At 59.5% G+C, this 21,285-nt stretch carries 19 protein-coding genes and 3 pseudogenes; 8 read left to right on the top strand and 14 right to left on the bottom strand.

Annotation, left to right across the window (positions count from 1 at the left end; genetic code table 11):
• The first annotated feature begins 11 nt into the window (after positions 1-11).
• From bioB to groL, 7 genes are all read left to right on the top strand, one after another.
• A complete protein-coding gene (bioB, locus tag NKK51_RS28060; RefSeq protein WP_050592767.1) occupies positions 12-1,010 on the top strand; it encodes a biotin synthase BioB in 999 nt (332 codons plus the stop codon).
• A complete protein-coding gene (locus NKK51_RS28055) occupies positions 1,007-2,155 on the top strand; it encodes an 8-amino-7-oxononanoate synthase (protein WP_023814406.1) in 1,149 nt (382 codons plus the stop codon). Before bioB ends, NKK51_RS28055 begins: the two co-directional genes overlap by 4 nt.
• A complete protein-coding gene (gene bioD, locus NKK51_RS28050) occupies positions 2,152-2,787 on the top strand; it encodes a dethiobiotin synthase (RefSeq protein WP_352555384.1) in 636 nt (211 codons plus the stop codon). The genes NKK51_RS28055 and bioD overlap by 4 nt, the downstream gene beginning before the upstream one ends.
• Entirely contained in the window at positions 2,787-4,052 is a 1,266-nt protein-coding gene (locus NKK51_RS28045) for an adenosylmethionine--8-amino-7-oxononanoate transaminase (protein WP_023766586.1), read from the top strand. Before bioD ends, NKK51_RS28045 begins: the two co-directional genes overlap by 1 nt.
• Complete coding sequence (gene bioZ, locus NKK51_RS28040) at positions 4,049-5,032, top strand: 3-oxopimeloyl-[acyl-carrier-protein] synthase BioZ (protein ID WP_023766585.1); 984 nt, start codon at positions 4,049-4,051, stop codon at positions 5,030-5,032. Before NKK51_RS28045 ends, bioZ begins: the two co-directional genes overlap by 4 nt.
• 430 nt (positions 5,033-5,462) lie before the next feature.
• Positions 5,463-5,759, top strand: coding sequence for a co-chaperone GroES (gene groES / locus NKK51_RS28035; protein WP_019863563.1), 297 nt, complete (start codon positions 5,463-5,465; stop codon positions 5,757-5,759).
• A gap of 63 nt (positions 5,760-5,822) precedes the next feature.
• Positions 5,823-7,490, top strand: coding sequence for a chaperonin GroEL (groL, locus tag NKK51_RS28030; RefSeq protein ID WP_023766583.1), 1,668 nt, complete (start codon positions 5,823-5,825; stop codon positions 7,488-7,490).
• A gap of 1,059 nt (positions 7,491-8,549) precedes the next feature.
• Here groL and NKK51_RS28020 read toward each other — a convergent pair.
• From NKK51_RS28020 to NKK51_RS27955, 14 genes and pseudogenes are all read right to left on the bottom strand, one after another.
• Positions 8,550-8,708 (bottom strand): annotated as a pseudogene (locus tag NKK51_RS28020) (ATP-binding protein); the annotation flags it as partial.
• A gap of 172 nt (positions 8,709-8,880) precedes the next feature.
• Positions 8,881-9,036 (bottom strand): annotated as a pseudogene (locus NKK51_RS28015) (IS6 family transposase); the annotation flags it as partial.
• A 26-nt stretch (positions 9,037-9,062) separates the two neighbouring features.
• Positions 9,063-9,749, bottom strand: a complete 687-nt coding sequence (locus NKK51_RS28010) for a response regulator (protein WP_023814396.1) — start codon at positions 9,747-9,749, stop codon at positions 9,063-9,065.
• Positions 9,750-10,470: 721 nt separating this feature from the next.
• Positions 10,471-11,511, bottom strand: a complete 1,041-nt coding sequence (virB11, locus tag NKK51_RS28005; RefSeq protein ID WP_023737143.1) for a P-type DNA transfer ATPase VirB11 — start codon at positions 11,509-11,511, stop codon at positions 10,471-10,473.
• On the bottom strand, positions 11,495-12,631 hold the full coding sequence (virB10, locus tag NKK51_RS28000; protein WP_023766578.1) for a type IV secretion system protein VirB10: 1,137 nt from the start codon (positions 12,629-12,631) through the stop codon (positions 11,495-11,497). The genes virB11 and virB10 overlap by 17 nt, the downstream gene beginning before the upstream one ends.
• A complete protein-coding gene (locus NKK51_RS27995) occupies positions 12,624-13,508 on the bottom strand; it encodes a TrbG/VirB9 family P-type conjugative transfer protein (RefSeq protein ID WP_023766577.1) in 885 nt (294 codons plus the stop codon). The genes virB10 and NKK51_RS27995 overlap by 8 nt, the downstream gene beginning before the upstream one ends.
• Complete coding sequence (locus NKK51_RS27990; RefSeq protein WP_023766576.1) at positions 13,505-14,218, bottom strand: type IV secretion system protein VirB8; 714 nt, start codon at positions 14,216-14,218, stop codon at positions 13,505-13,507. The genes NKK51_RS27995 and NKK51_RS27990 overlap by 4 nt, the downstream gene beginning before the upstream one ends.
• Positions 14,215-14,373, bottom strand: coding sequence for a type IV secretion system lipoprotein VirB7 (locus NKK51_RS27985; protein ID WP_081731114.1), 159 nt, complete (start codon positions 14,371-14,373; stop codon positions 14,215-14,217). The genes NKK51_RS27990 and NKK51_RS27985 overlap by 4 nt, the downstream gene beginning before the upstream one ends.
• 27 nt (positions 14,374-14,400) lie before the next feature.
• Positions 14,401-15,288: a type IV secretion system protein gene (locus NKK51_RS27980; protein ID WP_023766575.1), complete on the bottom strand. Its 888-nt coding sequence runs from the start codon at positions 15,286-15,288 to the stop codon at positions 14,401-14,403.
• A 55-nt stretch (positions 15,289-15,343) separates the two neighbouring features.
• Positions 15,344-16,027, bottom strand: a complete 684-nt coding sequence (locus NKK51_RS27975) for a TrbJ/VirB5 family protein (protein ID WP_023766574.1) — start codon at positions 16,025-16,027, stop codon at positions 15,344-15,346.
• Between the two features lie 13 nt (positions 16,028-16,040).
• Positions 16,041-18,410, bottom strand: a complete 2,370-nt coding sequence (gene virB4 / locus NKK51_RS27970; RefSeq protein WP_023737137.1) for a type IV secretion/conjugal transfer ATPase VirB4 — start codon at positions 18,408-18,410, stop codon at positions 16,041-16,043.
• Complete coding sequence (locus tag NKK51_RS27965) at positions 18,410-18,736, bottom strand: type IV secretion system protein VirB3 (RefSeq protein ID WP_023679584.1); 327 nt, start codon at positions 18,734-18,736, stop codon at positions 18,410-18,412. Before NKK51_RS27965 ends, virB4 begins: the two co-directional genes overlap by 1 nt.
• On the bottom strand, positions 18,736-19,101 hold the full coding sequence (gene virB2 / locus NKK51_RS27960; protein ID WP_031257862.1) for a pilin major subunit VirB2: 366 nt from the start codon (positions 19,099-19,101) through the stop codon (positions 18,736-18,738). The genes NKK51_RS27965 and virB2 overlap by 1 nt, the downstream gene beginning before the upstream one ends.
• A 14-nt stretch (positions 19,102-19,115) precedes the next feature.
• Positions 19,116-19,901 carry a type IV secretion system lytic transglycosylase VirB1 gene (locus NKK51_RS27955; protein WP_023766572.1) on the bottom strand — a complete coding sequence of 262 codons (786 nt, stop codon included), beginning with the start codon at positions 19,899-19,901 and terminating at the stop codon, positions 19,116-19,118.
• Between the two features lie 1,291 nt (positions 19,902-21,192).
• Between NKK51_RS27955 and NKK51_RS27950 the strand changes: the two are divergent.
• Positions 21,193-21,285: pseudogene (locus NKK51_RS27950) on the top strand (DNA-binding response regulator); the annotation flags it as partial.

The raw sequence follows: 21,285 nt of genomic DNA, 5'->3' as shown, positions 1-21,285 counted from the left end.
ACAGCATGGACATGCAAACGGCAAGTTCAACGCAGACATCGCCACAGGCTCAATCCCCTGACCCCGGAGCGTGGACCCTGGAGAAGGCTCAGGCACTTTACCATGCCCCCTTCAACAATCTCCTCTTCCTGGCGCAAACGGTGCACCGCCAGAATTTCGATCCAAACAAGGTCCAGCTCAGCCGGCTGCTCAGCATCAAGACGGGAGGATGCCCGGAGGATTGTGGCTATTGCAGCCAGTCGGCGCGTCACGAAACCGGCCTGAAGGCGTCGAAGCTGATGGAGGTCCGGCGCGTCATCGCCGAGGCGACCAAGGCGCGTGATGCCGGCGCCACGCGTTATTGCATGGGCGCGGCCTGGCGAAACCCCAAGGCGCGCGACATGGATGCGGTGGTGGCGATGGTCGAAGGCGTCAAGGCGCTGGGCATGGAGACCTGCATGACGCTCGGCATGCTCGATCTTGAGCAAGCCGCTCGACTGAAGCAGGCGGGCCTCGACTACTACAACCACAACATCGATACGTCGGAACGCTACTACAGCGAGATCATCAGCACGCGCGGCTATGCCGAGCGGCTCGACACGCTTGAGCAGGTTCGTCGATCCGGCATCAAGGTCTGCTGCGGCGGTATTGTCGGCATGGGCGAAGATCCGGTGGACCGGATCGACATGCTGGTTACGCTGGCGAACCTACCCGAGCCGCCGGAAAGCGTCCCGATCAACATGCTGATCCCGATCGCCGGCACCCCGCTTGCCGAAGCCAAGCCCATCGAGCCGATCGAATTCGTGCGCGTGATCGCCCTGGCGCGCATCATGATGCCGAAATCGCATGTGCGTCTTTCCGCCGGCCGCACCGCCATGACCGACGAGATGCAGGCGCTGTCCTTTTTTGCCGGTGCCAACTCGATTTTCGTCGGCGACACGCTGCTGACGGCGGACAATCCCGGTGAGGACAAGGATAGCCTTCTGTTCCGCCGTCTCGGCATTGAGCCGATGGAACTCGAGGCGCAATGAACGGGGCACCGCTTGCCCGCTATGACGCGACCTTGCAGGGACTGGCCCGCAAGGACCGGCTGCGGACGCTTGCGCCGCGCGCAGGTCTCGATTTCTCGTCGAACGACTATCTCGGGCTGGCCTCGTCCAGGAGACTTGGCGATGCTGTTGTGGCGGCGATTGCGCGGGGCACGCCGGTTGGCGCCACCGGGTCGCGGCTGTTGCGCGGCAATGCACCGGAACACGAGCAGCTCGAGGCAGACGCGGCGGCATTCTTTGGAGCCGACCGCGCGCTGTTCTTCGGCAGCGGCTACATCGCCAACTTCGCTCTGCTGAGCGCCCTGCCGCGGAAGGGCGATCTTTTGGTTCTCGATGAGCTCGCCCATGCCAGCATGCATGAGGGTGCGCAGGCCGGGCGCGCACAGTTCGTGCTGGCCGCGCACAACGATGCCACCGCTGTTGAGGATGCGATCACACGTTGGCGCGCCGCAGGCGGCATGGGATGCGTCTGGATCGCGGTGGAGAGCCTTTACAGCATGGATGGCGACTGCGCGCCTTTGGAGAGCCTGGTCGCGCTTGCCGATCGGCACGGCGCATTCATCGTCATTGACGAGGCGCATTCGACCGGCGTCTGGGGACCGGACGGCCGGGGGCTTGCCGCCGCTTTCGAGGGCCGCGACAACATCGTCGCGCTCCACACCTGCGGCAAGGCGCTCGGCGCATCTGGTGGGCTCGTGACCGGGCCGAGGGCACTGTGCGAGTATCTGATCAACCGTTGCCGGCCATTCATCTACGCCACCGCGCCATCGCCGCTGATGGCAGTGGCAGTGCGCGAAGCACTCGCAATGCTCGCCGACGAGCCTATGCGGCGTGTTCAGCTGCATGAACGCGTTGCCCTCGCCGGCCGCCAGCTGGCCGAGCGCTGCGGCGTGATACCCAGCGGCTCGCAGATCCAGCCCCTCGTAATCGGCGATATCAGGCGCACCATGGCAGTGGCGGCGCGCCTGCAGGCCCGCGGCTTCGACATACGCGGTATTCGTCCTCCGACCGTGCGCACGTCGCGGCTGCGCATCTCACTGACGCTCAATATCGGCGAAGCCGACATTTCCGCCATGGTCGAGGCGCTGGTCGAGGTGTTGGCCCAAACATCACCGGAGGCGGTATGACCCAACGCATCGTCATCACCGGAACCGACACGGGAGTTGGCAAGACCGTGTTTGCGGCTGGGCTCGCCGGTTTGCTCGACGGCTTTTACTGGAAACCGGTGCAATCGGGCCTCGACGGCGAGACCGACAGCGAAGTGGTCGCGCGGCTTGCCGGCTTGCCCTCAGAGCGCGTGCTGCCGGAAGCCTACCGCTTGCGGAGCCCGCTGTCGCCGCATCGTTCGGCCGAGATCGACGGCGTGGCGATCAAGGCTGCCGATCTTGCTTTTCCCGTCCTACCGACGCCGCTCGTCATCGAAGGCTCCGGCGGCCTGATGGTGCCGCTTAACCGGCGCACAAGGCTCATCGACATCTTCGCTGAATGGCGGCTGCCCGTTATTCTGTGCGCCCGCACCACGCTCGGCACCATCAACCACACCTTGCTCTCGATCGAGGCGCTCCGCGCCCGATCCATCCCGTTGGCCGGCATCGCTTTCATCGGCGATGAGATGGCCGATACGCAACGGACCATCGTGGAATTCAGCGGTGCGCCGCTGCTCGGCAGGCTGCCGCACCTCGATCTGCTGACCGGCAAGACACTGAGGGACGCAATGATTGCCGGCTTCGCCTTCGCCTCGATTACTGGAGGTGACTGATGTCGCAGTCTCATGTGTGGCATCCCTTCACCCAGCACGCGCTCGAGCCTGCGATCCCAGAAATCGTCCGGACTGAAGGCGCCTATCTCCGCAGGGCCGACGGCGCCCGCATCCTGGACGCCATCTCCTCCTGGTGGGTCGTCACACATGGCCACCGCCATCCCCGCATCATGAAGGCAATCGAGACAACCGCGTCGAGCCTCGACCAGATTATCTTTGCGGGCTTCACGCACGAGCCGGCAGAGCGCTTGGCCAAGGCGCTTGTCGGCCTCGCTCCCGCTGGACTCGACTGGGTGTTCTATTCCGACAGTGGCTCGACCTCGGTCGAAGTAGCGCTGAAGATGGCGCTCGGTTATTTCCGCAATATCGGCGCCCCACGCTCGCGCATCGTCGTCATGGATCACAGCTATCATGGCGACACGATCGGCACGATGAGCGTCGGTGCGCGTGGCGTGTTCAACGCCGCCTACGAACCCTTGCTGTTCGAGGTCGCCACCATCCCCTTTCCGGCAGCGGGGCGCGAGCAAGAGACGCTGGATCGTTTAGAGGCTGTGACCCGCGATCGACGAGCCGCAGCCTTAATCGTCGAGCCGCTGGTGCTGGGCGCCGGCGGCATGCTGATGTATCCGGCTTCAGTTCTGGCCGAATTGAAGAAGATCACTGAGGCCTCCGGCACGCTGCTGATCGCCGACGAAGTGATGACCGGCTGGGGGCGGACCGGAACCATGTTCGCCTGCGAGCAGGCATCGATCTCTCCAGATATCCTGTGCACCTCGAAAGGCCTGACCGGCGGCGCCATCCCGCTGGCCGTAACGCTTGCCACCGATGCCATCTTCCAGGCTCATTATTCCGAGGACCGGAAGAAGACATTTTTCCATTCGAGCTCCTACACTGCCAACCCGATTGCCTGCGCGGCAGCACTTGCCAATGTCGAGATCTGGCGGGACGAGCCGGTGGCCGAGCGCATTGCGGCCTTGAGCGCAATGCAGGCCACCGGGCTTCGACGCTTTCGCGACAACAGCTTCTTCACCGACTGCCGGGCGACCGGCACGATCGCGGCGCTCGACCTGCGAACCGGTTCCGCAGGTTATCTCGCCGAGATCGGACCGAAACTGCGCGCTTTCTTCCTCGAGCGAGGGCTACTTGTGCGCCCGCTCGGCAATGTCCTCTACCTTCTGCCACCCTATTGCATCACCGGCGACGAGCTCGAGCGACTCTATGACGCCATTGAGGAGGCGGGCGAACGCTTCGGGTCCAGGCCATGAGCAAGTCGTCGCGCATTCTCGGGTTTGGCCATCATGCGCCTGGGCGAAAGGTGGCGAATGCCGAAATCGAGAGCAATCTCGGTCTTGATCCAGGCTGGATCGAAAGGCGTACCGGGATACGGTCGCGCTTCTGGGCAACCGACGAAGACACGCTGTCTGGTCTTGCTGCGCAGGCCGGCGACATGGCGCTGGCGAACGCCGGTATTGCGCGCCACGACATCGGTCTGCTGTTGCTTGCCACCTCGACGCCCGACCATCTTCTGCCGCCGAGCGCGCCGCTGGTCGCACACAAGCTTGGCCTTGGCAGCGCAGGCGCGGTGGATCTGACAGGCGCCTGCGCCGGCTTCATCTATGCGCTGATGTTTGCGGACGGATTTACCCGCCTGCACGGCAAAGCGAGCCTTGTTATCGCCGCCAATATCCTCAGCCGCCGCATCAATCCAGCCGAGCGCGCAAGCTCGGTCCTGTTTGCCGATGCCGCCGGCGCCCTGGTGATCGGTCAGTGCGATGATGCTGATCGGGGCATTCTCGGTGCCTCGGTGGCTTCGGACGGCTCGCGATACGGGCTGATCCAGATTCCCGCAGGAGGAAGCAACAAGCCGTTCCACGGTGACCTCGATCTCGCGCAAACCCGAATGAGGATGACGGACGGCCGCGAAGTGTTCGCAAAGGCCGTCGAGATGATGACCAATTGCTCGATAAGCGCGCTAGCCGCTGCCGGAGTGCGGCCACACGATCTCGGCCGGTTCGTGCCCCATCAGGCCAATACTCGGATTTTCGACGCGGTCGGGAGGAACCTCGGCATCGCGGACCAAGCAATTGTCAAGACGATTGCCGAATACGGCAACTCTTCGGCCGCGACGATCCCGCTGTCGCTCTCGCTCGCCAACCAGACGGAGCCATTCCAGCCTGGAGAGAAAATCCTTCTGTCGGCGGCGGGTGCGGGTCTCAGCGGCGGCGCTCTCGTGGTTGGAATCTAGCCGGCCGGCTCACGCGCGCAGGACTGGTCATGAATGGGAATAGGGCAACAGAACCAATGCCAAAATGGCCTTCTGAAGCTCGACATGACCGAGCTGACGCAGCACGACCCCGTGCGAGCCTCTGGATGAGATCAAATGCATCACCTGTTGCATCATTCGTGCCATCTGAATAAAGCTCAAATACAAAGGGTGAGCCGCCCCATATATGTCTGATACCCGACATTGTTCACATAAAAGGCTCGATGCTTACACGCTCTTTGCTCTCTTCTCTTTGCTGTCTGCTCTTTTCTCTTTGCTCTTTGCTCTTTCGTCTTGACTAGCAGGAGCATGCGGCTTATCTCATTGCCGCGTTAGCACTCGCTTCCGCTGAGTGCTAAGCACGCTCCGGCAACGGAGAACCGTTCAACATCCGCACCAAGGACATCCAAAAATGGCAAAGTCGAATTTCCGGCCGCTGCATGACCGCGTGGTCGTTCGCCGGGTCGAATCCGAATCCAAGACCGCCGGCGGGATCATCATCCCGGATACGGCGAAGGAAAAGCCGCAGGAAGGCGAGATCATCGCCGTCGGCTCCGGCGCTCGTGACGAAGCAGGCAAGCTGGTCCCGCTGGACGTCAAGGCCGGCGACCGCATCCTGTTCGGCAAGTGGTCGGGTACCGAAGTCAAGCTCAATGGCGAAGACCTTCTGATCATGAAGGAATCCGACATTATGGGCATCATCGGCTGATATCAGTCCTTTCCTTCGCACCATCAAATCTGAATTTCGGGCGAGATGCCCAGGAGTAAAAAAATGGCTGCCAAAGACGTAAAATTCTCCCGCGATGCCCGTGAGCGCATGCTTCACGGCATCAACATCCTCGCCGACGCGGTGAAGGTCACCCTCGGCCCCAAGGGCCGCAACGTCGTCATCGACAAGTCGTTCGGCGCACCGCGCATCACCAAGGACGGGGTCACCGTCGCCAAGGAAATCGAACTTTCCGACAAGTTCGAAAACATGGGCGCGCAGATGATCCGCGAAGTTGCTTCGAAGACCAACGACATCGCCGGTGACGGCACCACAACCGCGACCGTTCTGGCGCAGTCGATCGTCCAGGAAGGCAACAAGGCCGTTGCCGCCGGCATGAACCCGATGGACCTGAAGCGCGGCATCGATCTGGCCGTGACCGAAGTCGTCGCGGCGCTCGGCAAGGCTGCCAAGAAGATCAAGACCTCCGAGGAAGTTGCCCAGGTCGGCACGATCGCCGGCAATGGCGACGAGTCGGTCGGCAAGATGATCGCCGAAGCGATGCAGAAGGTCGGCAACGAAGGCGTCATCACGGTTGAGGAAGCCAAGACCGCCGAGACTGAACTCGAGGTCGTCGAAGGCATGCAGTTCGACCGCGGCTATCTCTCGCCCTACTTCGTCACCAACGCCGACAAGATGGTTGCCGAGCTCGAGGACGTCTACATCCTCCTGCACGAGAAGAAGCTGTCCAACCTGCAGGCGATGCTGCCGGTTCTCGAAGCCGTCGTGCAGACCTCGAAGCCGCTGCTCATCATCTCGGAAGACGTCGAAGGCGAGGCCCTGGCCACGCTGGTCGTCAACAAGCTGCGTGGCGGCCTGAAGATCGCCGCCGTCAAGGCGCCGGGCTTCGGTGATCGCCGCAAGGCCATGCTGGAAGACATCGCCATCCTCACCGGTGGCCAGGTCATCTCGGAAGACCTCGGCATCAAGCTCGAGAACGTCGGCCTCAACATGCTCGGCCGCGCCAAGAAGGTGTCGATCTCCAAGGAGAACACCACCATCGTCGACGGCGCCGGCAAGAAGGCCGAGATCCAGGGCCGCGTTGCCCAGATCAAGCAGCAGATCGAAGAGACCACTTCGGACTACGACAAGGAGAAGCTGCAGGAACGTCTGGCGAAGCTCGCCGGCGGCGTTGCGGTGATCCGCGTCGGCGGTGCCACGGAAGTCGAAGTCAAGGAAAAGAAGGACCGCGTCGATGACGCCCTCAACGCGACCCGCGCGGCCGTCGAAGAAGGCATCGTTGCAGGCGGCGGCGTCGCTCTCCTGCGCGCTTCGGCCGACATCAAGGTCACCGGCGTCAATGCCGACCAGGCCGCCGGCATCAACATCGTTCGTCGTGCGCTGCAGGCTCCGGCCCGCCAGATCGCGGCCAACGCCGGTGCGGAAGCATCGATCGTTGCCGGCAAGATCCTTGAGAACAAGGGCGCGACCTTCGGCTACAACGCCCAGACCGGCGAATATGGCGACATGATCGCCATGGGTATCGTCGATCCGGTCAAGGTTGTCCGTACGGCTCTCCAGGACGCGGCCTCGGTCGCCGGCCTGCTGGTCACCACCGAAGCCATGATCGCGGAGGCTCCGAAGAAGGAGTCGGCTGGCGGCGGCGGCATGCCTGGCGGCATGGGCGGCGGCGGTATGGGCGGCATGGGCGGCATGGGCGGCATGGATTTCTAATCCAGCCCCTATCAACCTACAGCGGAAAGGGCGGCAGCAATGCCGCCCTTTCCTTGTGTGCCGAACATGATCGACAACTTGGAGTGCGTCCCGAGGATCTCGTCAGAATTAGGATCTTGTCCGATCGAGCAATTCGCGGGCTCAACCTGGTCAAACCGGCGCCCCCTACGAACTGCCCGATCCTTGAGGATTCCGCTGCGCGACAATCACGATGATTCATTCAGTTGGTAGCTATAGGCGGTGAATCATGAGGGGCATTGAGGAGCGTGGCAAGGCGCCCATCTCGGCATTTAACCCCATCGAGCGTGATATCCGAGACAATTCTCTCATCGGACCGGCGGCTGGCGTTGAAGGACCCGGTGAATCATCCTGTTCTATAGTGGAGCAGACGCGCTCTGAGCCTCAAGATCAAGCGTTTCCTCCTCTGAGTATCCTTGATCTGCCGCTGGACATTCTCGTTGATATTGCTGAGCGGCTCAGCCCGATGGATCTGCTGAGGTGTCGCACACAAATCAAGAGCTGCGTGTCGCCGCGATGATAGTCGCAACGCCTCAAGAAAGGCGGATCCAGGTTCAGGCTCGTCGTCGTGGCCGAGAGGCCTCGTGACCCCGACGACTGCGCTTCGGCCTTGTGGGGCCTCGGAGCGGGCGTGGCAGCGCTTGCACCTGAGCTCCAGCGGCGTCTCATCCTGCTTGAGCCCAGGTCTCAGACCATTGCCCTGGAGGGCCTCGGAGCAGGCGTGGGTGGCCTTTGGCCAACCTCCAGCGGCTTGTCTGCGGATTTCACTAAATTGGGACAGCCGTTTTAGTAAATCGCGAACAAGCGTTTCGCTAAGTCGCGGGCAACGGAAGCGATCGAGTTCCGGTTGCCTTTGCTGTTAGGAGTGATTGATTTCGGTTATTTCGCTGAAACGCTGAAACGCCATATCCAGCTTTTCCAACGGTAAATTGGGCACTGTCCAATACTTTATTTCTTGAGAAATCCAACGTTTTTGCCGCGCAGTGACGTTCGGACATAGCAAGGCCTGTCCCATACCTATGAATACGTTTGGCTGAAGCAGACCGATGGCTGCGCGTCGAAGCCGAAGCCGTCGAGTTCGCGGACAAACGGGAACTGCGCGATCTTGCTCGACATGAGCGTGTCGAGCTGGTCGCGGATGGCCGTCAACTTCAGCCGATCCAGGATTGCGATCAGCAGGTCATGATCTAGCGTCGTCATCACCAGCTCCCTCCGACCACCGCTTCGTACTCGGCGAGTGGCCGCAGCAAGGTGGCCGGGGATGATCTTGATGCGCTCGGCGCGCACCGGCCCTTCGAAGCCGGCAACGCCGACAAAAGGCTCTGTCGCAAACCTGGAAATGGGGGTGTGAACGGCCATTTCGGCCTGTCCGTCAGGCAGCGAGGATATCGAAACAGCGATCGACAGACTTGTAGTCATACCTCGCCTGTCGCTTGCCAATCATGTGGATCATCTCGATGCCGGAGAGGATAACCACGGCGCTCGCCTGCGACTTGAAGCCGATGGATCGAATGCGGCGCTTGATACGCAGTCTGTTCTTTCAATTTAGACCAACTATGCGGATGCCGCCTCAGTCAATTCAAGAAGGTAACCAATGCCGCGCACGGTCGTGATCCGTGGCGTTGCACCTGACCTACTCAGGTGTCCACGTAAGCGATAGATTCCGACTTCAAGCGCGTTGGCAGATACCTCGTCGTTGAACGAATAGAGGTGATCTTCCAACTGCGCACGAGGCACGATGCGGCCTGCACGGATAAGCAGATGCTCTAAAATACATAGTTCGCGGCGTGCGATCTTCAGAGGATGACCCGAGACGGAAACCTGTCGGCCGATCGGATCGAAATTGAGATTGCCAAATACAACGATGGGGTCGGTCACCTGTGTCGACCGGCGCAGAATGGCTCTCATTCTGGCGATGAGCTCATCGAAAGAGACGGGCTTGAGCAGAAAATCGTCCGCGCCACCGTTGAAAATTGCAATTCGCTTCTCGAGATCGTTGATGCTACTCATAATGAGGGTTGGAACTGAATGCCCGTCGCTCCTTAGCTGTCTCAGCCAGCCCAAGCCATCGCCATCTGGCAGAGCCAACTCCAGCAGGAGAATTTCATAGGTTGCGCAACAGAATGCCCTCGACGCCTGTTCCAGGTTGCCAACTACATCAACGGCAAAACCGCTATCCCCGAGCGCAGCTCGCACGGCGCGCGTAAGATCCACGTGATGATCAATGAGCAGCGTTCGCATTTCACGTCCTATCAAGGTAGGACAGGTCACCGTCCGCTGTAAGACCGGGGCGACAGCAGAAGTCGCGCAACTCTTCGTAGTGTTCGTAACGCTCTTTCCGATGGGTGATCGCGGGAGAATGCAATCCGCACGCCTGCAATAGTCGGGGATGGAACACGTGAAGACCTGTTGACGGGCTGAAACCGTCGGTCGGCCAGCCCACAATGCCACCGACTCTGCCTGCGATTTCTCTGCGCATCGATCCTCCTATATGGGTTGCGTCGCAAACTCCAGCTGAGGTCGCAAGGGCAGGTTGCGGCTTTGTTCATTGAGAGGACCCCCTGGAGGCAATACCGGGAGGATTCCCTGTATAGCACTTCCCGATTTACCAACCGGTCATTCCGAACCACGTTCGGCGGCTTTGAAGACGCTCATTTGAGCGCGGCTAGGTAAATCAAGGGTACGACCTGCCGGGTGTCGATGCCGCTTTTGAAGCAGGCATCGGCACCAGCTCGCTGAGCGTCGCCCGCGCAATTCAGCGGACGCGCTCGATACACCCAGTCGAATCGTGCCGCAGCTTGCCGCGCCGACAGGGCGGCCGAAGAGTTCAGGCTTGTGACCGAAGGGCTACGCCCAGTCGTCCTCCCATAATCAACCTCGGTCAAATCAAAGTGACGTTGAATCTGAACAAGTTGCGCCATCATATCACAAACGACTTACCGATCCCCGACGTGCTCGAGCCTTAGTGCTTATTGAGAAGATCGGCTACTGTCTCTCCGCGTCGCCGGGCATCGGCGGCGAGCCACACCTCCCCCACCTCATACACGTCGCCGTGGGTACGAAACGGCACAATGACGTCAATGGCAGCCGACAGCAGGTCAAGAAGCGTGTGGTCTTCCACAGCAGCTCCTTGCGGGCTGCTCTTGACGAGTGAAAAGAGCTTTTTAAAGCCTTGGACCGGATCCGCCCCATGAATCGTCGATATTGATCCCGCATGGCCGGAGACGACTTCGCTAAGGTAGGCCCAAGCAGCATCATCGCGCATCTCGCCAAGCAATATTCGATCAGGGCGCATGCGCAAGCTGGCTTGCAACAGTTGCTCGGCTGTCACCGCACCTACGCCTGCTCGGTCCTTCGGATAGAGTAACCGGACATGATTCTCGTGCGGGATTGCAAGTTCGAGCGTGTCCTCGATACTTATCAGCCTCTCTTGCGGGGGTATAGCGTTGATCAAAGTCTTGCTCATTGTCGTTTTGCCGCTACCAGTAGGTCCGCAAAGCAGCATCGTGAGCCGCCCGCAAACGCACGCTCGCAAAAATTGCTCCAAGTCACCATGGTCGTAGTGCTGAAGAATCGTTTCGTCCTGCCGCTCTTGGCGCTCCTTTCGTGACCGCCATTGATTCCAACGCGAGTATTCGTAGCGAGAAGAAACTTCCTTGAGTTCGGTCACACGACTTGAGGGACGCCGTATCGTCAGGCTTATTGTTCCTGAGGGAACAGCGGGCGGCAAACAGATCTGCAGCCGCTCTCCGTTCGGCAGCTCAGTCGCACAGAGGGGGCTTTGCGGTCCGACATCTTGCTTGCGCAGCGCTCCAGCGAGGATCGCGATGTCCTCCAGATCGTCATAAGATAGCGGTAGCGGATGTTTCGTGAAAACGCCGGCCTGTCGGACAAAGGCTTCCCCAGGCCGGTTGATAGCGACCTCTTCGGTCCTTGGCTCCTCAAGCCATTTCAGAACAGGGTTGAGAAGCAAACGCAATTGAGGGTCAGCCTCCGGTCGCATTGTTGTCTCTCCGGCGTTGGCGATGTTGGGGGGGGGCTGGCGCCACGGCGGTCGCTCTAAGATCGTATACATCTGAGAAATCGAGGTCCCGAGCCACAAAGATGGATACAGCATCTCCCTGGTTTTTCTTCAGAGTTGGCGGAACGTTGATCGTTGCTCTAAGGGTCGTCTCAACGGCTTGTCCGGCGTTGCTCTGGAAGCTGTTGATACCGCTTCCTCCACCTGAGCTGCCAGCGTATTGACCGGCGGCCTGAAACGCGCCTTGAATGACGCTCATGAGCATTGCTCCGCCAAAGCGCTGCCAGAAGTGATTATCCACCGTGCCAGGCATTCCGGAGCGGCCGAGCTCGTCAGCGCCCGGCGATGCTAGCGAAACGAGGGCATGGTCAGGCGTTTCCATGCGCGTCCACAGCACGAAGACACGCGCATCCCCCTGTTGGAGACCACGCTGGATCTCGCCAATCACGGTCGTCCCGCGATCCAAAAGCACCACGTTGTTGGTGGCGCCGCGGACGTCTTTAGGTAAGACGCACTTCACATAACCCGGTAAATTTGTGTCGACTGCCGTTTGCAAAATGCAGGGGATGATCGTTCCTTGAGTAATCACGAGATCAGGGTGCGGCAAAAGTGTGGCCCGGCTTGGCTCCTGTATATCTGGCTTCAATCGCGCCGACAGATCGCCAGCGTCTGAAATCTCATCCGAGGTCGCGGGAGCATCCCTATGGTTGTCTTCGCTCCGCTGACCGTCGTTGGGCATTTTACTGCTGCCACTGTAGGCGAAAATTGGTGTTTCCTCCGGCGGCGGATCAGCTGAAGTCGGCGTGGATGGCGCAGGATCTCCTGCCTGCGCCGCCTGTACGGCTGCTGGAGCTTCGGGAGCAATCTCAATCGGCACGGGGCGGAATGGTTCGGCGTCGGCGACAATTGGAGGTTTTGGCTGAGTTGGTTCGTCTTGTGTGCTGGGACGACCTCCGAGCCAGATGAGTGATAGAGATGAGATGAGAACAAGAGCAGCGACGGCCAACTTCTGCAATCCCGAAACATGCCGGCGGGCCGGCTCCGAGACCATCGATCCGGAGGCATGGACATCATGTCCCGACTGTGGGCCGGTTTCATTCATCGGCCGAGCCTTTCAAAACGCGCCACACGTCGGGTGTCACTGTACCGGTCCCTGGCGCTCGTCCCACAGGGTCATAAGCCCTGTTGAAAATGGACAAGACCGTATTGCCATCTCTCAGACGCCATTCCCGGGCGACTGCGGATACTTCAACATAGTCTCCTTTGACCGTGTAATTGGCAGCGGCTTCCTTGCCGTCGGGATTGATAATGTAGAGAGAGGGTATGCGGGAATTGCTTGCGAAGCCAAATACGGTGGTAAAGCCATTATCGAAAACTTGCAGCGGCGACAGCGATCGATCGCCCTTTGCGACGTAGTGAAAATTGCTTTCGTCCGGACTGGTAGTTGCGGCGGGCCGATTCAACAAATCCTGAACTCTCTCGTCGTGCAGCACTTTCGCCCGGGCCTGACCAAGAATCGAGCGCCTTTCTGCGTCCTTTCTCCGAGCAGCAGCCTCATCAGCAGGATAGGTGAACTGCACACTGTAGTATAGGTCAGGTTGCTGCTCATCGAGTTTTGGCATCGCTCTCGTTGAAATACTGAAGACGTATCTCCGTGTACCGGACTCACTCTCGGCCAGCACGATGACCGGCTGCGGCGGGAGCATCCGGCTAGCCTTAAAAAAGAGATAGTTGGCGCGCGGGAGCGCAGCCAGGTCTTTGCTATTGGAAACGGCCACGGCTGCGACTGTCTCGTTGGCCGCGAATGTGACAACCAGCGTTGCCCCCACTGCGGTAGACAGGCGCACCACTTCGTCAGGACGGTAAGCCAGGTAGCGCATGCGCGCATCATGCTTGCCGGCAAGTGGTGTGTCTTCCGCGGACGCTTCCATCGTTAAGAAGAGTGAACAGACCAGCGCGAGAAACGCTCTTTTTGTCATGGCTGCACATAGCCCAGGTTCGATACGCTATCTTCCGAGCTTTGATAGGAAGTGATGAGTAGACCTCCCGGATTGGTGAGCCTCGATTGCCCAGGCAGACCCGTCAAGCGCTCGTAGCGGATGGTAGCTGTCCAGGTGGTCACTATCGGCATCTGCCCATCGACAACAAGCGTACGTTTGTAACGGATCTGTTGAACGTCCGGACTGATGTCGTTTGAAGAAATATGCCCGACCTCGAGCTTGCCGCGCTTGCCGACCGTGACTTGCGGCGAGGTGGGATTCGGATAGTTGAAGAAATCTTGATATTGCTGTCGCACAGTCGGCGCGCTGAAACTGGATACGAGGTCATAGGCGTATTGGGCTGTATCTGCTGTGTACCCCTCGCGCAGGCGTACATATTCCCACAGCGAAGCATTTATGACGGCTCGGTCTTGGGTTGCCGGCAGTCGAGACACTGACACTTCGCTGTCGACGGTCCCATCCGGCCGGACCCAGAGGAACACAGGTACGAGCTTGGCCAACGGGACCATGGCAGCGATGGTAAATGCCTGGGCAACATTTCCTAGGACCGCCGCTGCGGCAAAGGCGATCAGGGCCTTTGACAGGCGCCGCGCAGACTTCGCTCGTGACGTTTGAAACGCTTCCACCTTCTTATAGTGGGCGGCTAGCGTTTCTCTCTCCACCAGAAGGGCATGTTCAGGAAATTTCACTTTGGCTCTTCCGCGCATTCGACCTGAAGATCCTCAGGGGTGGTTTCCCATTGTCCCACGTTCAGTTGGAATGGGGCACCCGCGCACGTCGCAAGCCCATGGCTCGTCTTGCAGGCGGCCAAAGCGAGGATTGACAGAAGTAGGCAATATTTCATGTTTTTGGCACCGAACTTGTCGATTGATTAACCACCCGCCGTTTTGGCAAAGTGGCGATTGAGGCTGTTAAGAGGTCGGTTCGCACCTCCCCAAGAGCCGCCGGCGATGCTGCTGGCGATCGTCGGAAGCGCGACGATCAGAGCGTCACCAGCTAGGAAAAGCATGTCGAGCTCGTAAAGCCCGATGATCTTGGCTGCTGTCGTGCCCGAGAATTTGATCATCAAAAGCATGGCTGCCAGCGAGACTGCTTCGGCAGCGATTACTATCGTTGCAACGATGTTGAGGAGGAGAAGCAGCAGCCCGTACGAGAGCAGTTGGCCGATCCATCTGGTGGCTATGTCTCGAGTGTGATCAAAAAGGTAGCCTACAAGGACCAGGGGGCCGATCGTCAAGAGCACCTTCGTCAGAATTCCAACGGCATCGTAGATCTCGAACGCTGTCCACAGCGCGCCGTAGAAAATCCATTGCGCTCCCTCGAAAGCAAGTATGTCCTGGCCGTTCATAGGCCCAATTTCGGAAGCAATCAGCTGAAAGACATACTGGCTTGAAGCAAACATGATGTCGAGCTTCTGGGCGATTCCGATGAAGGGCAAGTCGCTGCCACTGATGTCGTGAGCCAACCTCGGAATCGTTTCGTCGAAAAGCGCTTCAATGTACTGCTGATAGTTGGCCTGCCCTAAGATAAGGGCGACGACAATCGACACCATGATTACGCGCGAGATACCCCCGCGCGCATCGACTTGACCACGCATGACCAGACAGCCTTGGATTATTATCCAGAGCGTGACACACGCAACCAGAGGCGCACTGACCGCCGCTTGGACGTTTTCAAGCACTTTGTGCAGCCCGGACGTGAAGGCCCCATGAAAGATCGTGTGTATAGTCGTGAATGGCGCGGGAATTTTGAAATTCATGGCGTGAGCCTGATGTGTCCCTGATCAGCGCAGCTGAGCCTGATGAACTCAGCGTTCACGGGAGGGGGCCAAAAATGCGAGCGGTGTCCCGATGTTCGCGACGCTGCGTGGCGGCCTCCTCAGCGGCGTGAAGGCTCCCTTGTGCAGTGGCCATAGTCAGCAGACTCGTGGCCTGGGCATTTTGGATCATCGCATCGTGAATCTGCTTGAGGACCAGACCGTTGGTCACGGTGGCCTGCATAATATTTCCCGAGCGGGAAAGCTGACCAAGCGTGCCGGCGTTATCCTTAAGGCGCTTGTCCATCATGCCCAAAGTGTCGGCTGCAATAGCTGCGGCATTGGCGGCCCCAGCGATTTGTCCCTTTAACAGTTTCGCTTCTGAATCGTCGCCCGTGACTATCCGATTTGGGTCCTCCGCAATGTTACGGGCGATAATCGAAGCTGGCGCCCGAGCATCAAACATCTGCTCCTCCAGCTTATTGCTCGACGGGTAATGATTTCCTTGGTTCAGTGAGCTTAGCACTCCCGTGACAGCGAATGACGAGGTTAGCATTGTCACCATTTCGATCGTCGTAGCGAGCGTCTCGATTGACCTCTCAAGGATCGCCGCATTGGAAATCGCTGTTAAGGTCGATTGTGTTTCTGTTACAGGGTCGGTGACGATCCATTGCGACCGGGCCTGTCCGTGAAGCAGAAGGGAAGCAGCAAGGGTCGTTACTGCAAGTTTGGCAAGTTTCATGAATATTCCTCCGTCAGTCTTGAACTTCATGGTACCGGGCCATGAACTTGTCGAGCCACCCACTTGGGGCGTCTCCGTGCTGGTTGCGAAGCTGGTCGGCAAAGCGCACTGTGTTGGCCCGCCCCGAGAGTACGGCTACGTACTCGCGCATCTGCCCAAGATCGAATTCGCAAACAATACTCCCGCTATCGCGCTTGAGCAAAAACTTGCGGCTGCCGATTGCCATTCCCTGGCGGATTGCCTCGAACTCCTGCGCAGTGCACTTCAAGCCATCGACATACGCAGAGCGGTCCGCCGTCGGTGATGGGTAGAAAATTTTCGTCATACATTGCGCAACGAGACTAGCTCCGAGAGGCGATTCCAGAACGTGTTCAGGCTGCTGCGTTGCGAGTATCAACATGCCGTTGTTTTTGCGGACCGTGAGCAAGAACTTGTCGATAACGGCCGAGAATTGGGGGTTGAGTAGATAGAATCGAAATTCGTCGCAGCTCATCACGAACCGACGACCATCGACGATAGCGCCCACTCGATGCAGAAGGTATGCGGCGGCCGGTGCACAGACCTCCTCATATTCCAGGAGCTGCGTCATGTCGAAGCCCGTAATGGAGGCATCCAGCCTTACTTCGTCCACGTCGCCGTCAAAGGCCCATCCAAGCGCCCCCCCTCTACACCACCGCTGCAGCCGTGCTCCTGCGCCCTCGGAGGGGCTGTGCAATAGGAACTCGCGCAGGCCCGCAAGTGAGCGCATAGGGGGTTCGAACGAAAGCTGACGAACAATGCCGCGTTCCAGCCGACGGCTTTCCTCCGGCGAGATCGGACCACGGCCGTCACTCTCGATCAGGGCCATCAACCACTCGCGCAGAAAGTCCCGAGAGGCGGAGGTATTGTCCAGTCCACGCAGAGGGGCCAAGCCGCTCGGAGCGCCTCTGCGCAACGCAAGATATGTCCCTCCCGTGGCTCGCACCAGCAGTTCACCACCCCGATCCTTGTCGAAGAAGACGATCGCACCATTGCGATCGACCAAGCTTTGCTCAAGCATCGCGAGGACAAAGGTCATCAGCGTCGTCTTGCCTTTGCCAACGGGCCCGAATATTGCCGTCATGCCGACGTCATTCTCATGGGGGATGTAGTCGAAAGAAGTTCCACCGTTTGTGCGAAAGCGCGCAACAGCATTGCCCCAGTGGCCGGAACTGGAACCGCTTGGGAAGTTCTCAAATGAGACGAGCCCGGCAAAATTGTGTGAGGTGATCGCCCCCGGGCGCGTGCGCCACCTGTTGTTCCCCGGAAGTTGGGACCAATATGCGGCCTCCATGCCGATGCCCTCTTGGACGATAACGGCGCCCGCGTCGGCCAGCCGTGCGCGGGCACTTGCTGCGCGATCTGCAAGGCTATTGAGGCTGTCGGCATAGACGCACAGGCTCAGATGATGCGAACCCATCACGAATTCGTTGCTTGCCAGTGCGTCCTCTGCCTCGGCAAGTTCATTGATCTGGGTGAGAGCCTTGTCGCCGGCACTCGTCATCTGGCTGGACTTAAGGCTTAGTTTGGCATGAGCTTGCGGGCGAGTGAGGAAGGAAAAGCTCTGGCTCAGGACAAGCGGGAAGTTGGCGGACAGCAAGGAATTTAGCATGCCCGGCCGCGTCGTCGCCGGATATTCACGGAACGAAAACAATGATCCGACGGAGCTATCCCCGGGCCTTCGAATCTCAAGCGCCCGCTTCCCGCAGATGACCTGGTCAGTGTAGATCGAGGCGCCAAGTGAGCCGGTAACCATCGGAACCGGAAGAAACCGGCAAGTCATCATGAGCCGAAGCGCCTCGCCGATTTCCGTGAAGAGCACGTTGCCTTTCTCACGAATGCCCAACCGGCGCAGACCGTAACCGCCGAGTGCGCCAGCAATGATGTGCCAGAGGTCTTCCAGGCTCCGCATTTGGGTGGCTAGATCGTGCTCATTCCGTCTGCGGGACTTGGCAATCCGCAAGCCGATCTTGCCGATTGCGGTGCGGGGGGACACGATCAAAGTGAGGAAGTGATCGTTGCGAAAGAGCTTTCCCGACAGCACACGACGCTCGTAGGCCTCGCTCAGACTGCCAGCGAATGCACTTTGAAACCGGCGCGGCGCCGGCGCCGGCACATCGTTGTGTCTCACAAGATGAGCGTATATCGAGACATTGTCATCGGCGATGTTGCGCAAGAGAGTGTTGAACGCGCGGCAGCGCGAGTTGCGCATCTCAGCGTCTTCCAAATCAAAGGGCACACCGTTCACATGTGCCATGGCCATGATCGATCCGTCTTCCAGAAGGACAACCTGATCGCTTACGTGACCAACATACGGAAGGTAGATCTCGCCAGACCTCTCGGTCCGGCCGCTGGCGCCGAACATTACACCATTCCTCTTCCGCGTTTCGGCACTCTGATCGGATTGGCGCTGACGCTTGCGCCTCCCCAGACCGGCCCGTCCACGCTTCTGCCGGCCGTCTGCAAATAGAGCAGCACGACGCTTGCCGCGTTATAGTCACGCTCAACAACCAGCCGTGCTCCGAACCAGAGTGGCGCGAGAACGATTTCGTAGAGCGGGTTCTGAAGGATAATGATAACAAGCCCAGCCAACATCATGAGCAATCCGGCCAGCGTCAGCGGCACCCCCAGAAACAGTGCCGGGCGCGTCGCCGCCACATAGAGGGTGCTCACTTCCAACCGGTCGCTCATCAGCCACCGCCTATGAGCGCCTTGCCCAGGAAGCTGGCCCCGAACATGATGACGATCCCTCCAACGACACCCGCAACCAGGCCAAGTGAAGCACGACCGAACATCCAAGAGATACCGATGGCTACGAGCCCGAGCACGGCCAGTGATTGTCCAAAGGGCCCAAGTATGAACGTGCAGATATTCTGGACCATCTTGGCAGGATCCGTCCCTCCGGTCACCTGAGCCGCGGCTGGCCCGCTGTAGAAGACCGTCCACGCCGCGCCTGCAGCAGCGGCCGGTACATATTCAGCCGCCATGCGCAGCATGAAAAAAGGCGAAGGAACACGCGTTTTAAGCGCACGAAGTATCTTGAGTGGCGTCATCATTGCATCTCCATGTTTCAATCGAATACGAGTTTGTTCGGGTTCGAGGGTTCCCGTGCTTTCGCAGCCTGGCTGCCTGTCGGATCGGAGGGATCGGCCCCGGAGCGGTCTGGCTGATACGAGCCCCAGATGTCCCAAGAATCTTGGTTGGGCTGCTTCTTTCTATTGGCCTGTTGGCTCTGCTGGAGCAGAGGCGGCACGGCTTTCCGACCGGGTGCCTCAAGGTGCGGCACATCTCGAGCAGTCGGCTCCAGCGTTCTCTCAAGGAGACTTGAGATGTCCTTTGCGGCCGACTCGACCTTGCGTACATAACCGTTGGCGAAGCCATGCGTGACGTCGCCCGTGTTATAGGCCGAGATGGCACGGCGAAGCGCCAGTTGCTGTGCCACAGCAGTGGTGCCGCCGGCATACCGGCTTTCAAGCAGGTGGGCGGCAGCCGAAAGCGAGGCGCAGGGCTCGAAAGCCCTTTCCGGCGTGAGATTGAGCACGGCAAAGTTCTTGCTGTTTATCTGCATCAATCCAACATCGACAGAATGTTGTGCTTCGAGGCGTTCCTTGATGCCCCGCGTGGCTTCCAGGTGGTCTATCCAGCGAAGCTGCTCACCTGTGGTGTTGTCATGAGCCACCAGCGTTTCAAAGCCACTTTCAATCTTGGCAATCGCGGCGAGGGTGGACGGCGCAACCCAGGGGGCGCATTTGCGCGACAGGCTGCGGAACTCACGCGGAGAAAGTGGCGCGGGCTCGGCTGGGAGTGACATGGATGTCATCAGGACGATGGCCAGCGGCCAAGCTGCAATAAACATTCCCTATCACCTACCTTTCCAAGCCGCCGGACGGGTTCTGGCCCTGTCCGGCACGCGCTTATCGGGGAGGTTTGTTACTGTGTGATGTTCAAGTTCAGCTTTTCGGTTTCAATTGAAGCAAAGACCGTGTTCGTATCAGCGTGGGTGAGCATCTTGCGCATGCGTGAGTGGCGCGGGCCCGATCAGCCAGCGACATCCGGAGCATCTTGGTACAATGACTCCTGTACAGGATTGCTCGTCCCGGCCGTCCGTTGCTCCTGGAGTGTGGGCCGCGACTTTGGCGTCATGGATGGTACTTCTGTCAGCGCCAAGCCAAGGACAAAATGGGGAGCTTGGCGGGCTTGTTCAGGCTCGGGATCACCGTGGGGAATCGACTAAGGCGATAAAGCGGCCCAACTTTGCCGGTATGCTGCCGGTCGTTAAAGAGCAGCCATGCGCGGCCCTGCACACTCAGATCATTGCTTGAGACGCGAGCTCGTCCGCGAAGCTGGCTCGAGGGCGCAAATCCGCGGCGGCGAGGGTCAACTGGGAAGACGTGGCGGCGCAGCCCATCCTGGTGCGAGCCTCGTTCAGCTGTTCGGCCGCCGCCGCCAAAGGGTGGATCATGCACAGTCCCATCGGCAGATAACCGCACGTCATTGACGGAGTCCGACGGCGCAATGGACAAGCATAGTGACACGCTCAAGATGGAGGAGTTGCAGTAACTGAGAAATGTTAGCCCGGACGTTCACCGCAACCGGCGACCTGCCGGTCGCCGAACAGCATTTGAGGCCGCCGGCCACCTTGGACGAAGCCGGCTTGGCAGGAGACACACTATTTTGCACAAGGCCGCTGCAGCGAATCACGGTCTTCTTCCGCCGACCGCCTCTCCGATCAAGCCAAACGCCGCGCTGCTCAACCATGTCCGAGCTGGATCCACGAGCCGGAGGATATCGAGATGATCCAGGTCCGCAAACTCCAGGATGACCAGGATGCAAGGGCATAGCAGGAAACTTGGCATCCATGAGGTCGAACTTGAGTGATATTGGCAGGCCTGCACCAACGGGGGAGCTCGAAGCGAAAAAGCGAAGGACCACACGGCAGGGTCATGTCGGCGCTTGGACCTGTCTGGTGGCCACGGGCTGCCTTGGTGCGGTCAATTCGCTGGGGATGAAAAGAACAGGACGAGCACGGCCTCACATTGGCCGCACGCAACGGCGAGTGGTATCAAGGAGCAGCTGTTCTGGGTCGGTGCCCCAGGGTTGCTCGGCAACAGGTTTAGACAAGGGGATTCAAGATTGAAGGTGTGCCGTTGAAACATGTTCTTGTCATTGACGATGATGCCGCAATGCGGCGCCTCATCGCCGAGTATCTCACGATGCATGCCCTGAAGGTAACCGCAGTC

The organism is Mesorhizobium sp. M0011 (genome assembly GCF_040324155.1).
Lineage (GTDB): Bacteria > Pseudomonadota > Alphaproteobacteria > Rhizobiales > Rhizobiaceae > Mesorhizobium.
The sequence above is the reverse complement of the archived record's forward strand: the minus strand, read 5'-3'. Positions and strand labels throughout refer to the sequence as shown.